We start from the raw sequence: 14,523 nt of genomic DNA, 5'->3' as shown, positions 1-14,523 counted from the left end.
TCCCCCTATATCTCGCCATAGACAAATGGATTATCTGCTTCAAATTCCTTGAATGTTGGATGCTTCTTATCCTTTTCTGAAAGAATTGCATTCTCAATATCAATTGGCCAGTTAATTGCCAGTGTTGGGTCATCAAAGGCAATTCCACCATCTGCTTGCGCGTTGTAGTAATTATCGCACTTATATAGAAAGTTGACATTATCCGTTAAAGTCACAAAACCATGCGCAAAACCACGTGGAACAAGTAATTGACGATGGTTACTTTCTGAAAGAATGTAACCCTCCCATTCACCATAAGTTGGGCTTCCCTTACGAACATCAACAATCACATCAAGCACAGCACCTGTAACTACGCGAATTAATTTTGTCTGTGCCGCTTTTCCTCGTTGAAAATGCAAGCCACGCAAAACACCGGCTTGACTTGACAACGAATGATTATCTTGAATAAAGTCGAAATCGATCCCTGCAGCTTTAAAGTCTTTATCTGAATAACTTTCAGTAAAGAATCCCCGGTTGTCACCAAAAACCGCCGGTTCAATTATTTTGACATCTTGTAACTTCGTTTCTGTAATCTTAAGCTTTCCCATCTTTAACCCTCACTCGCTAATCTTAGTAAATATTGACCATACTGATTCTTCTTCAAAGGTTGTGCTAACACAGCTAACTGTTCTCTACTGATGTAACCCATCCGATATGCGATCTCTTCTAAGCAAGCAACTTTTTGATTTTGCCTTTTTTCAATCGTTGCAATAAACGATGACGCTTCCAGCAATGACTCGTGGGTACCCGTATCCAACCATGCAAAACCACGACCCATCAGTTCAACTGACAAAGTCCCGCGTGAAAGGTATTCCTTATTAACATCCGTAATTTCCAATTCGCCACGTGGTGAAGGCTTGATATTTTTCGCGATTTCCACAACATCATTATCGTAGAAATAAAGACCTGTGACCGCATAATGTGACTTTGGATGCTCTGGTTTTTCTTCAATTGACAAAGCATTCATGTCTTTATCAAAATCAACTACGCCAAAACGCTCTGGATCGTTTACGTGATATCCAAAAACAGTTGCTCCATGTTCTTTTTCAGCTGCATGCTGCAACATCTTAGAAAGGCCGCCACCATAGTAGATATTATCTCCTAAGACAAGACAAACACTATCATTGCCAATAAAGTCGGCCCCTAAAATAAAGGCCTGTGCTAATCCTTCCGGCTTAGGTTGGACCTTATATTCAATATGTAGACCAAGTTCATGTCCATCCCCAAATAATTCTTCAAATCTCGACTCATCTTGTGGCGTTGAAATGATCAAAATATCCTTGATTCCTGCCAACATCAATGTAGACATTGGATAGTAGATCATTGGCTTGTCATAAATTGGCATCAATTGTTTTGATGTCGCACGTGTCAATGGATACAAACGTGTACCTGAACCACCAGCTAAAATTATTCCTTTCATATCTGTCCTCCAAAAATTAAATTTCGGCTAACTGCTTAATAACATTTTTCGTAAAATAGCCTGAACGCAGTTTTTCTGCCAATTTAACAACATTATCCTTTAGAACTAGATAATCCTCTTCTGACAGATTATCTAACAAATCATCCAACTCCTCAAGGCTATCAATAACTACTCCTATTTTATTCTCTAACACGAAATCCGCAAGTGCTGCTTTGCTCCAAATGATAACTGGAATTCCTGTACTTATATAAAGTGAGGCTTTGTGCGGATTGTTAAAGAGCTGATAATGTCCAAATGTTCCTGCGCAAGTTTGAATCTCAGGTCCATCCCAAATCAAGCCAAAATTCTGTGTCAAATGGCTAGGCAATTCCTCAGGCGTAAACTGGCCTGAATAAATTATATTGCTCGAATGCACTTGGGGCATATCTGGACCAAATGTGTAAAGTTGATGTTTCATCTTAAGTTTAGACAAAAAAGTCGATTTAAACAATGCCCCCGCAAAACAAATAGTCTTTTCATAAGGTACGTTCTCTTGGATTGGTACAGGATTATCGTAGTCAAAAATTCCCAAAACAATCATTGGTGTTAATACCTTTTTTTCTCTAAGCCAAGTTTGCATTCTTTTATTATGAACTATCAATACATCTGCTTTATTAAAAAGTTTAATCTCCCATTCCTGCTTTTTCCCATCACCATTACGTTGTAAACTTTGTACATCATGAATCCAAATAATTAATTTAGTTTTTTCTTTTTTCTCTAGTCGTTTGACAAAATTGTCAACGATATATGGTGAAGGAATTGGGTGTTGCAATATTACATTATTTATTTCATCATTTGAAAAAAATTTTTTTAAACGAAAATGTGTGTACCAGATTCTTGAAAATTTGTTGGTCTGGTATGGATTTATCATAAAAGAAATATAGTTATCCCTTGCTAAAAAGTTGATTATATCTTCTTTCGCTTTGCTTCCACCCATTTTACCAGGCTCCCCAGAAGTAACAACATAATTTGCCATTAGAAAGAACTCTCCTTAAGTTTAGAATTGCTGCTCTACTTTTTTTTCAACATTTGCTTAGCTTTATCCACAATTGTTGGTTTTAAAATTAAGATCATACCAAAATAAATAATAATTCCAAGCAGAACTTCTAGAAAAAGTGAAAGCACACTTGTCCTCACTGAATTATTGATTTTGAAGACAGGAACAAACATAACAATTCCTGCTACAAAATACTTACTAACATTTTGAAATAGCTTTCGATACTCGACTTCCTTCCGGATCGCCCAAAGCTGGTAGCCTGTCACACATATTTCTGAAATTACAGTCGCCAAAACAGCTCCTGCTAATCCTCCAAAATAAATTAGTGGTAAATTCAAAATAATATTAACAATTGCTCCTACAAGTACGGAATTTGTATATTCTTTTGTACGATTTGTCGGCAATAAGAATTGGGTCCCGATTGCATTACTCCATCCTATTAGTAAAATAACAGGTGATTCAAGTAATATTGCCCCTCCGACTGCTTCAAATCCCTTTCCAAAGAAATACGGTCCTAGATGAATTGATAGTCCAGCTAATCCAAACATCATTGCCATCGTTAAAAAAGAAATAAAATCAAATGAGTCATACAACATTTGGTTTACTTTATTTTTCTCTCCATTGGCGAACGCATTTGCTACATGTGGTAGCATGACTGTCCCAGTTGCTGTAGCGACTGCTAGAACGGTTTTTATCAGAGTGTCGGCATTATTGTAGTATCCTGAATTAACGGTACTAGTTAACTGACCTAACATCGTTTTATTTAGAACAGCATAGACACTAATAGCAACTTGCGGAATAAATAATACAATAGATGGCCTAATGTGCCTAAAGGGTTGTAGATCCTTTAGTGGTACTTTAATAATAAGATGCCTAATAAATGGCCATAGTGTGAAGTTCCCCAATAATGAACCCAGACCAAGTATAATAATATATATTCCAATATCACTTTTATCTTTTACAAAAATAAAAATAGCAGCCAATGAAATTAGTTTTACCAGAGTATTTCTGGTTACCGTTTTTTTGAAATCCTCAATTCCCATATAAAACCATGAAATGTCAAACATAACTGCTAATAAATTTAGTGACTGAAACAACATCAATAGAGAATGTTTACTAAATGGCAGATATATGAAGAATGCGAGAAAAGCTGCAATAACAGTTACAGCTCTTAAAATTACAATTTCCCAAAAAGTTTTTGACATTTTATATTGGTCTTCTCTTAAATACGCTATCTGCCTATTACCATACAGATTAATTCCTAAACTTCCAAATAAAACGAAGTATGTAATAATCGAGTTTGTATAAGCATTTATCCCAACTCCCGTATTTGTCAAAACTCGACTAACGTATGTTATTGAGACCAATGGTAACATTACAAGTAATAACTGGTATCCAGCATTATACAAGTAGTTGCGAACAACATTCATATCTTGCTCCTTTATAATCCACATATTTGACAACTATTAATTGTCATAAATTAAAAGTTTTCTTTATTAAAAACTAAACCAAGTGTAATTATAGACGATACAGCGGTAAATCTCAATTAACGTTAGAAAAACGACACCTTTATGGCTTAATGACCAGAAGTTGCAACGATTTCACATTTAATCAATATATTAAAATGTTAGCCCATTTTTTAACAGATAGTGGATAATCTCCCAACGTTAAGAAACTTTAAGCATTATATTCATCTATCAAAATCAATAACTCTTGATTACCCTTTAACAAATATACATATTATGTTGTACTCTAAAAAATATGAAAATACTTAAATTTGCTGAGAGTGGCAACATATCATGTAATTCTTGAAAAACTGATAAAAATTTAAATTGCCATCTCTGGGTAATGCTACTACCTCAGTAAATTACATATGTACTTATACTATCATAAATATAAAAATGATCAGCACCTAAAGATATATATTAATTTAACAGTTCCTTAATAAATAGAATTTAATTTTTAAAATTATATTTTTTATCGTATATTTAATAATTATTTCAAAACAATTTTGCTTCTTATCATAAAATTATACTTCTTCGATGCACCAGCAGATTATTATGCTCACAAAAAACAGAGTAATTGCTACTAAAAAAGCAAGTCTCTGTTTATCTGTTTATTGAATTTAATTTTTTATAAATAATATTTCGAATTTTATTTTTTCATAACAGACAAAACCAATTTATCCTAAGCACTCTGTCCAGGAGAATCTATAATCTAAAAATAAAATTGTACCCTTTTAACTTTCTAAAACACCCGTGTATGCATTAAAGTAATATTTAACGCCATCAATAATTTGACTTTCTCTTAATAATTTACCGTCTTTATAAAAGTAGTACTTTTTACCATCAATTGTCTGCCAACTGCTACCAAGCTAGATAAGTATCTAGATAAGTATGTTGAACTTTTTGATGCATAAAACCCCTGGTTAGTATAACCTCCACTAGACAAAACACTTTGAAATGCGGACAAGTTACTCCAAACTGATGAAACTTCACTTGCTTCCGCCTCAATATCAGAAAAAATTAAAATATCCGTATTAACATTATTTTCTTTCAACCATGTCAGTAAATAATTGGCCTCAGTTTCTGCCTCGGTTGCAGTAGTATATTTTGCGTACTGATATAATGCTACATTTAGACCAGCATTTGCAGCGTATTTCATTTGTGTAAGAGCGTATGAATTTGTATATGATGATCCTTCCATTGCTTTTACGATAATCGTTTTTACACCGAGTAACTTGAGATTTTGATAATTTGTCTCGGTCAGTCCACTTTGATGAGAGGAGACATCAACAGCAGATACAACAGGTCGTGTACTATCACCAATATACCAACTATCTATTTCAGTAGCTTTTACAGAATAAACACTGAAACAAACAAAAAAAGCCGCACTCAGAATTAATACTAAGGCTTTACTCCTTCTTTCTCTACCTAGCATATCTAATATCCTAATTATGTAATAATATTTGGTCAGACTTCATGCAACCAAATCATTAATAATTAACTTTTTAATCAAAATTATATTATTTATTTAGTATAAATCTATCTAAATGTAATGACAATATTAAATTCCAAATTTTTCCACGTAATGTAGTTGACCGCAGATACTCCGGAAATTTGCGTAACTTATTGAGATTATATAAGTTTGGTGTAATCAAAAAATCAAGCCTTGCTTTCAGGTACCCTTGTAAACGAACCTTCTCCCCTTCTTCCAATTCATAATTATCAACAATATTTTGAAAAGATTCGGATAATTCAGCAAATTTTTTTATTCTTTTTTTTCGATCCTCCTCATACGAGTGTAATTTAGTCCTAATATCCCACTTAGTTGATAAACCAATCGTATTTTTTTGATGTATTCTATAGTTTATTAACTTTATATTTACGAAACAACAATTTCCATTCAAAGATGCCAACAAATTCATGTACCAATCATGAGGCAATACAAAATTATAGGTAGTAATAAATTGGTTTCTTAATTCCTTAGTAATACACATTGAACACCCAGGTGAGATATTTCTTTCAATCATATCTTCCAATTTAAAATAATTTAACTCTTCTAACTTATGATCTGAATATATAAAATTTGCATTATAGAAATTTTTTCTTAATCCTAATTCAATCCGCTTTAAGTTCTGGTCCACCAATTGTATTCCAGAATTAAGTGTTTCTATTTTCTTATTTTGCTCCATTATATTTTTCATAACAGCAAGTTTGTTATTCATCCACACATCATCTTGATCGGAAAGAAAAATTAAATCACCCTTAGCGAGTTTCAATAAATCATAAAAATTTTTTTTGTATCCCTTATTTTCAGAATTAATTTCAAAGTCCCAGTTAATTAGATTATTCTCTTTGATATATTTCCTAACAATTTCCGCAGTCGCATCACTAGACCTATCATCTCTTATAATAACCTCATCAGGTTGACAATTTTGATTCTTTATCGAATTAAGCTGCTCGGTAATGAATTTTTCTCCATTATACGTTGCTACAACAACAGATATCATCTAATTACTCCTATAATTAATATTATTTTTCTAAAGCTATACCACTTGTAATTCTAGTAAATAATTTTAGAACATGCAAGTAAGAATTAAATTGTACATTTCAGTAGCTAAGTAATATAAAAAAAACCGTAACCTAGGTTACAGCTTTTTTGTATTACTTTATTCTAACCAGCCTTTCGGATTTTCACGCCACTTATGCAGCAATTTGCGATCTTCTGCCGTAATCTGATTTTCTTCAACAGCGACTTCAATCAATTCGCTATAGTTGGTTAGCGTTACAAAAGGGATATTAACCTCGGCAAAATTCTCCTTTGCTGTTGCTAATTGATAGCTAAAGATTCCGCAAACACCGATTACATCCGCACCTTCATTTTGAGCAGCCTCGACAGCTTTTAAGACACTCCCGCCTGTTGAGATGAGATCATCAATCAGAATTGTTTTCTGTCCTTTTTCAACAACACCTTCGATTTGACGACCTTGACCATGATCCTTGGGTTTGGAACGTACATAAATCATTGGCAAGTTCAATTCATCGGCAATCCATGCAGCATGTGGAATTCCCGCAGTTGCAGTTCCCGCGATTACCTGTGCCTCTGGAAAAAGATCACGAATTAAGTTAGCGATTCCTTTCGCGATCTCCTTGCGAATTTTAGGATAGCTGATCGTCAATCGATTATCACAGTAAATCGGGCTTTTAATTCCACTAGCCCAAGTAAATGGTCTATTAGGTGATAAAGCTACCGCATTAATTTCTAGTAAATCTTTTGCTACCTGCTTCATTATTTCGCATCCTCCCATAACTTCTTAACTGTTTGATATGCACCAACTCGGTCTTTTGCCTGTGTGATTGCTCTTCCTACAACGATTGCACTGCTTTGATTTCTAGCAGCTTCATCTGGTGTCATCACCCGTTTTTGGTCACCAAGTGCTCCTCCTGCTAACCTAATCCCAGGAGTTACACGCAAGAAGTCCTCGTCAGTTTCTTCAGCGATGCTTTTCGCTTCTTGAGCAGAACAAACCACTCCGTCCATCCCCGACTTCTGAGCCAATCTTGCATAATTCAAAACACTCTCTTTTAACGGCACAGAAATCAATTGTTCTTCTTCAACCATTTGCTGGTTTGTTGAAGTCAACTGAGTGATCGACAATAATCTTGCAGTTTGCTTTCCGCCGCTTCCATCTAGTATCCCAGTCTTTGCAGCTTCCATCATCTCACTACCGCCACTGGCATGCAAAGTTGTTAAGTCAACACCAATCTTTCCAAGAACTCTCATGGCATTCTCAACTGTATGTGGAATATCATGGCACTTTAAATCAAGAAAAACATCATGACCCAATGATTTTATTTCTCTGACCATATCAGTTCCTTCACTATAGTAGAGTTCCATTCCTATTTTGACAAATAAAGATTCATCCTTTGGAAATTCAGACAAGAATTGCATTGTTTCATTGCGGCCGGGAAAGTCTAGCGCAATAATTGGTCGTTCAATTCGCATTATCGATTACTCCTAACTTCTTCGATCAAAGATTTCAAGCTTGTTATTCCAAGTTCATCCAGCTTGGCAGGTAATTCTTCAATTAAATCAAGGCAGGCAGTCGGATTCTTAAAATGCGCAGTCCCTATTGAGACAGCGTGCGCACCTGCAAGGTACATTTCGATTACATCATCAACATTTTCAATTCCGCCTGAGGCAATAATCGGCAGATCAATAGCATGACTTACTTGATAAATCATTCTGACGGCTAGCGGTTTGATGGCTCTTCCAGATAGTCCACCAGTTCCATTACCTAAAACAGGCTTCCTAGTCTTGATATCAATTTTCATTCCTAAGGACGTATTAATCATGCTAAGTCCATCCGCACCAGCAGCGGCAACAGCCTTTGCTATTTCAACAATATCTGTAACATTAGGAGTTAATTTTACGAAAACCGGAATATCTGTAACTTCTTTAACTGCTCTTGTTAGTTCAGCCGCAATTTTGGGACTGGTTCCAAACAGCATCCCACCTTCATGAACATTTGGGCATGAGATATTCAATTCTAGTGCATTAACCAACCCTGACGCACTCAATGCCTTAGCAACTTCTACATACTCTGATTTTGTTGACCCAGCAACGCTTGCAATCAGTGGCAAGTCTGGAACTTTCGCTCGTAGTTCAGGTATTTTCTGTGACAAAATCACTGATAGCCCAGGATTCTTTAGTCCTACTGCATTTAACGCTCCATCTTCTACTACTGCTATTCTTGGCTCGGGATTACCTTTTCTTTCATTCAAAGTTGCTGACTTCAAAATAATTGAACCCAACTTATTTAAATCGTACATTTGTGCAAACTTGTTATCTCCAAAGCCAAAGCATCCGCTGGACGGCATCACTGGATTTTTAAGTTCCAAGCCTGGTAATGAAACTGCTAAACGAGAATTTTTCATAAACAACCCCACCTTTTTATAACGATTGTCAAAACTATTTTATAACGTCAGTCGCAAAAGTACGATTTTCCATTGCTCGTCCTAAAGCATCCGCTGTATTCAATGATGTTAGCAACGGAACATTATGCTCAATTGCTGTTTGCCGAATTGTGAAGCCATCAGAGGTTACTTCTTGATCGTGACTCATTGTGTTGATGACCAACTGTATCTGACCATCCTTGATAATTTTCAAAATATCTAAATCAGACTTGCCGTCTTCACCGATTTTATTCACTTTCATTACATGCAATCCGTGTTCCTTCAAGAAGGCTGCTGTTCCATTTGTTGCAAACAAGCGGTATCCCACACGACTGAATCTTTGGGCAACTGGTAAAACAGCTTCTTTATCATTGCTATCAATTGTTAATAAGACATTTCCACTCATTGGAAGTTCCATCTTAGCTCCAGCAAAAGCCTTAAGCAGTGCCTTCTCAAAAGTATGATCGCTTCCCATTACTTCACCAGTTGACTTCATCTCAGGTCCTAAATAACTATCGACATCTTCCAACTTACTGAATGAAAATACGGGTGCCTTAACATGAATTGTCTTGCTTTCTGGATACAAACCAGATTTAAATCCTAGTTCTTTAAGTGATTGTCCCAAAATTACCTTAGTAGCAACTTGTGCCATCTCAATCCCCGTAATCTTACTTAAGAATGGGACTGTTCGGCTTGCACGAGGGTTGACTTCCAACACATATGCTTCATTGTCATGGATAATAAACTGAATATTCATAATTCCAACACACTTTAATGCCACGGCCAACTTTTTAGTTGCATCAACAATTTGCTGCTTAATATCTTCACTAAATGATTGTGGCGGGTATACTGCCATGGAATCACCTGAATGGACACCTGCATGCTCGATGTGCTCCATAATTCCTGGCAATAAAACATCTTTCCCATCACAAATTGCATCAACTTCACATTCCATTCCTTCAAGATATGCATCAACAAGAATTGGATGGTCGATTGCCGCCTTTGCATTATGTTCAAGGTAATCATTTAACTCAATTTCGTCGTTGACAATTTCCATCGCACGTCCACCTAGAACATAGCTGGGCCTTACTAAGACTGGATAGCCAATCTCAGCGGCTATTTTTACAACGCCTTCCTGTGTTGTTGCAGTCTTTCCAATTGGCTGCTTGAGTCCCAAATTATTAATTACCTGATCAAACAACTCTCGATCTTCTGCTCGATCTAGATCCTCAACCGTTGTTCCCAGAATCTTAACACCATTTTCAACCAGACCTGCAGCCAAATTAATTGCAGTCTGTCCGCCAAATTGTACAATTACTCCAAGCGGCTTTTCCAATTCAATAACATTCAGAACATCTTCAAGCGTCAATGGCTCAAAGTATAACTTATCCGAAACAGAAAAATCAGTTGAAACTGTTTCTGGATTACTATTCATTACAATTGCTTCATACCCTAGTTTTTGAATTGCTTTAACACTGTGAACAGTTGCATAATCAAACTCTACTCCTTGCCCGATTCTAATTGGGCCAGAACCAACTACAAGAATTGACTTTCTGTCTGAAGGAACACTTTCATTCTCCATATCATAAGTGCTGTAAAAGTAAGGGGTCTGTGACTCAAATTCAGCTGCACAAGTATCAACCATTTTGTACACAGGGATCAACTTGTTTGATTTACGTAATGCACGTATCTTACTTTCCTTTGAATTCCAGAGTTTCGCAACTGTCATATCACTAAAACCGTATTTTTTGGCCTTTTCAAGTGATTCTAAGTTATTTGGATTCTTACAGATTTCAACTTCCAGTTCCGTAATGTGTTTCAATAAATCAAGAAAATATGCATTGATTTTCGTTAATTCATGTAGTTCTTCGATCGTATAGCCTCTCCTGAATGCCTCAGTCAAGTAGAAGATGCGGTCATCTTGCGGATGCATGATTTTTTCTTCAAGCTTTTGATCAGTAGCTGCCTGTGCCTCATCAGAAAACAGATCTTTTTCATCGATTTCAAGAGAACGAACTGCCTTTTGGAGTGCTTCCTCTGCAGTTCTACCAATAGCCATTACCTCTCCAGTGGCTTTCATCTGTGTCCCTAACTTACGGTTTGCACGAGCAAATTTATCAAACGGCCAGCGTGGAATCTTGGCCACAACATAGTCAAGTGCTGGCTCAAACTCTGCAAATGTCGTTCCGGTGACAGGATTCTTAATTTCATCCAAGGTCAGTCCAACTGCAATCTTCGCCGCCATCTTAGCGATGGGATAACCAGTTGCCTTAGAAGCAAGTGCTGATGAGCGGCTAACACGTGGATTGACTTCAATGACATTGTAATTAAAGCTATTAGGATCAAGAGCAAGTTGGACATTGCAGCCCCCTTCGATTTTCAATGCACTAATCAAGCGCAATGAAACATCACGCAGTATTTGATATTCACGATCAGCCAATGTCTGCGTTGGTGCAAAAACAATTGAATCTCCCGTGTGGATTCCAACTGGATCGAAGTTTTCCATGCTGCAAACGACCATCGTATTATCTTTATGATCACGCATAACTTCAAACTCAATTTCCTTATACCCCGTAATACTTTTTTCAATTAAACATTGTGTAACGGGTGACAAATCCAGACCATTAGCAGCGATCTGTGCTAATTGATCTTTATTATCACAAAGTCCGCCACCAGTACCGCCCATTGTAAAGGCTGGGCGAACGATTACTGGATAGCCGATTTCATCAGCAAAATCAAGTGCTTCTTGTGTTGTATTAACAGTCTTTGATGGCGGAATAGGTTCATTTAAATCATTCATCAATTCCTTGAACAGCTCACGATCTTCAGCCTGATTAATGGCCGTCAGTTTGGTTCCAAGCAATTCGATCCCAAGTTCATCCAATATTCCTGCTTCAGATAGTGACATTGCCATGTTTAATCCCACTTGTCCACCAAGTGTTGGCAAAATTGCATCAGGATATTCTTGACGTATGATACGAGAAACAGAGTCAGTTGTAAGTGGTTCGATGTATACTCTGTCAGCAATTTCCGTATCAGTCATAATTGTTGCTGGATTCGAGTTGACCAAAACAACCTCATATCCCTCTTCACGCAGTGCCATGCAAGCCTGTGTTCCAGAATAATCAAATTCAGCTGCCTGTCCAATAATAATTGGGCCGGAGCCAATCACCATAATTTTATGAATGTCAGTTCTCTTAGGCATTACGTTCATCCTTTCTCGTATCAATCATATGCATAAAGTCATCAAATATATCTACTGCATCATGCGGACCAGGTGCTGCATCCGGATGGAACTGCACACTGAAAGCTGGATAATTTTTGTGGCGCAACCCTTCTACAGTGCCATCATTGATTTCACGGTAAGTAATATTCATTACATCATTATCAACGGAATCCGGAGCAACCGCATAGCCGTGATTCTGTGAAGTAAAACAGATTCTCCCGCTCGCAATTTCTCTAACTGGATGATTGAAACCACGATGACCAAACTTCATCTTGAACGTATCAGCACCATTAGCAAGTGCAAACAGTTGATGACCAAGACAAATTCCGAAGAGAGGTAATTTCTGTTCAACCTTTTGAATCATTTCGATAGCCGCGGGGAGCGACTTAGGATCACCAGGTCCATTAGTTAACAAAACACCATCTGGCTTCAGCTTGAAGATATCTTCTGCCGTAGCATTATATGGTAATACGATTGTGTTGCAGTCGCGTTTAGCTAATTCTCGTAAGATACTATGCTTCAATCCGAAATCAATTACCACGACATTGCGCTTGCTTCCGGGGTTCGGATAAGGTTTACTTGTTGATACTTGAGCCACAAGATTCTTATTAACAACCGTTGCATTTAATTGTGAGAAGGCATGTTCAAGATCATCAGTAGAATCAATTATTCTTCCCTTCATCGTTCCAGCAGAGCGCAGTTTTTTAGTCAGTGCACGTGTATCGATTCCTTTAATTCCAGGGATATTCATCTGTACTAAGAAATCTGCAAAGCTGCTTTGTTGCCGCCAATTGCTTGAGGTACGGGCTAATTCGTGACAGATAACACCCTTACATCTTGGTTCAATTGATTCATAATCATCAAGGTTCACTCCGTAATTACCAATTAAAGGGTTAGTGAATACTAATATTTGATTTGCAAAAGACTGATCGGTGACAGCTTCTTGATATCCTGTCATTCCTGTCGTAAAGACGACCTCCCCAGTAGTTGTGATATTTGCTCCAAAACCTTCCCCTTTGAAGATGCTGCCATCCTCTAAAATCAAATAACGTTTCAAGTTCAGTCCTCCTTTTGATAAACAAGTTCTCCAGCAACAAATGTCATAATTGTCTTACCGTACACTTTTTCACCTGTAAAAGGTGTGTTTGTACCTTTTGAAAAATACTCTTCTTCTTTCAATTCATATTCTGTATCTAAATCAAACACAGCAATATCTGCAGGTCTGCCGATCAACAATTCTCCGGCACTCTTCATGCGAAATGCTTTTGCCGGTTCACTACTCATCTTGTCCAACAACTTTTCCAGTGTTAGCTTGCCACTCTTCACAAAATGTGTATACAACAATGTGAAAGCTGTCTCACTTCCGGTAATTCCAAAGGATGCCTGACACATTCCACCAGTTTTTTCTTCATGGCTGTGTGGAGCATGATCAGTGGCAATCATATCAATCGTGCCATCTAACAGGCCCGCCAACAAGGCCGCTTTATCCTTCTCGTCACGCAATGGCGGATTCATCTTGAAATATGCGTCATCTGCTGGGATATCCTCGTCGCTCAATAAAAGATGATGTGGTGCAACTTCACAAGTGACATTAACTCCCTTCGACTTAGCCAGACGCATTAATTCAACGCTCTCTTTTGTCGATAAGTGACATGCATGATAATGTACTCCTGTTTTTTGTGCAAGAATTAAGTCTCGTGCTAGTTGAGATGATTCACTCAAACCAAGCATCCCAGGAAGACCCAACTCATGCGCGCGCCTGCCTTCATTCATTACTCCTCCATATAGTAATGAATTATCCTCAATATGTTCAACAAGTGGCATTTCTAGGTCAGCCGCCTGCTTCATTGCTTGATACATGACCCCAGCGGTCTGAATTCCACTTCCGTCATTACTAAAGGCAAATGCCCCAGCATCTTTTAGAGCAGCCAAATCATTAATTTGCTCACTTTTTAAACCCGCTGTAATTGCCGCATACTGTTTAATATGAACAACACCATCAGATTCATTTTTAGCTATCACATTTGCTAGTCGTTCTGCCGTATCCGGAACTGGATTTAGGTTTGGCATTGCACAGACTGTTGTAAATCCACCATGTGCTGCTGCCTGACTACCTGTTTTGATAGTTTCCTTATAAGTAAATCCAGGTTCTCTGTAGTGAACGTGTACATCAACAAGTCCGGGAGAAACTAATTTATTTGAAACATCAATTTTCTTGGTATCTTCAAGCAATTGCCCAAGATTTTGTCCAAAAGCAGTAATTACACCATTTTGCACAAGCAGATCCATTTTTTGTAATTTACCAGCTTGATATACAACCCCATTTTCAAGTAAAAAGTCCATA

Annotated in this window: 13 protein-coding genes; all 13 read right to left on the bottom strand. The window is 37.2% G+C overall.

Annotated elements, in window-relative coordinates:
• Positions 1–5 precede the first annotated feature (5 nt).
• Positions 6–587: a dTDP-4-dehydrorhamnose 3,5-epimerase gene (rfbC, locus tag IV36_RS01200; protein ID WP_056990349.1), complete on the bottom strand. Its 582-nt coding sequence runs from the start codon at positions 585–587 to the stop codon at positions 6–8.
• Positions 588–589: 2 nt separating this feature from the next.
• Entirely contained in the window at positions 590–1,459 is an 870-nt protein-coding gene (gene rfbA / locus IV36_RS01195; RefSeq protein WP_003689636.1) for a glucose-1-phosphate thymidylyltransferase RfbA, read from the bottom strand.
• A gap of 16 nt (positions 1,460–1,475) precedes the next feature.
• Positions 1,476–2,474 carry a glycosyltransferase gene (locus tag IV36_RS01190; RefSeq protein WP_056990348.1) on the bottom strand — a complete coding sequence of 333 codons (999 nt, stop codon included), beginning with the start codon at positions 2,472–2,474 and terminating at the stop codon, positions 1,476–1,478.
• Between the two features lie 35 nt (positions 2,475–2,509).
• On the bottom strand, positions 2,510–3,925 hold the full coding sequence (locus tag IV36_RS01185; RefSeq protein WP_056990347.1) for an oligosaccharide flippase family protein: 1,416 nt from the start codon (positions 3,923–3,925) through the stop codon (positions 2,510–2,512).
• Between the two features lie 809 nt (positions 3,926–4,734).
• Positions 4,735–4,848 (bottom strand): hypothetical protein, encoded by a 114-nt coding sequence (locus IV36_RS12575; protein WP_081484417.1) that lies wholly within the window; start codon positions 4,846–4,848, stop codon positions 4,735–4,737.
• The gene (locus IV36_RS01180; protein WP_056990346.1) at positions 4,803–5,435 is read right to left on the bottom strand and encodes a GH25 family lysozyme; all 633 of its coding nucleotides are present in this window, start codon (positions 5,433–5,435) and stop codon (positions 4,803–4,805) included. The genes IV36_RS12575 and IV36_RS01180 overlap by 46 nt, the downstream gene beginning before the upstream one ends.
• Before the next feature lie 85 nt (positions 5,436–5,520).
• The gene (locus IV36_RS01175; protein WP_003688010.1) at positions 5,521–6,507 is read right to left on the bottom strand and encodes a glycosyltransferase; all 987 of its coding nucleotides are present in this window, start codon (positions 6,505–6,507) and stop codon (positions 5,521–5,523) included.
• Between the two features lie 159 nt (positions 6,508–6,666).
• Positions 6,667–7,287, bottom strand: coding sequence for an orotate phosphoribosyltransferase (gene pyrE / locus IV36_RS01170; RefSeq protein ID WP_056990345.1), 621 nt, complete (start codon positions 7,285–7,287; stop codon positions 6,667–6,669).
• On the bottom strand, positions 7,287–8,003 hold the full coding sequence (gene pyrF / locus IV36_RS01165; protein ID WP_056990344.1) for an orotidine-5'-phosphate decarboxylase: 717 nt from the start codon (positions 8,001–8,003) through the stop codon (positions 7,287–7,289). The genes pyrE and pyrF overlap by 1 nt, the downstream gene beginning before the upstream one ends.
• Positions 8,003–8,935 carry a dihydroorotate dehydrogenase gene (locus IV36_RS01160; RefSeq protein WP_003688014.1) on the bottom strand — a complete coding sequence of 311 codons (933 nt, stop codon included), beginning with the start codon at positions 8,933–8,935 and terminating at the stop codon, positions 8,003–8,005. Before IV36_RS01160 ends, pyrF begins: the two co-directional genes overlap by 1 nt.
• A 34-nt stretch (positions 8,936–8,969) precedes the next feature.
• Complete coding sequence (carB, locus tag IV36_RS01155) at positions 8,970–12,158, bottom strand: carbamoyl-phosphate synthase large subunit (protein WP_056990343.1); 3,189 nt, start codon at positions 12,156–12,158, stop codon at positions 8,970–8,972.
• Positions 12,151–13,236 (bottom strand): carbamoyl phosphate synthase small subunit, encoded by a 1,086-nt coding sequence (locus IV36_RS01150; RefSeq protein ID WP_056990342.1) that lies wholly within the window; start codon positions 13,234–13,236, stop codon positions 12,151–12,153. The genes carB and IV36_RS01150 overlap by 8 nt, the downstream gene beginning before the upstream one ends.
• Positions 13,237–13,238: 2 nt before the next feature.
• Complete coding sequence (locus IV36_RS01145; RefSeq protein WP_056990341.1) at positions 13,239–14,522, bottom strand: dihydroorotase; 1,284 nt, start codon at positions 14,520–14,522, stop codon at positions 13,239–13,241.
• Between the last annotated feature and the right edge of the window lies 1 nt (position 14,523).

It is taken from the genome of Liquorilactobacillus mali, assembly GCF_001437155.1.
GTDB classification, from domain to species: Bacteria; Bacillota; Bacilli; order Lactobacillales; family Lactobacillaceae; genus Liquorilactobacillus; species Liquorilactobacillus mali_A.
The sequence above is the reverse complement of the archived record's forward strand: the minus strand, read 5'-3'. Positions and strand labels throughout refer to the sequence as shown.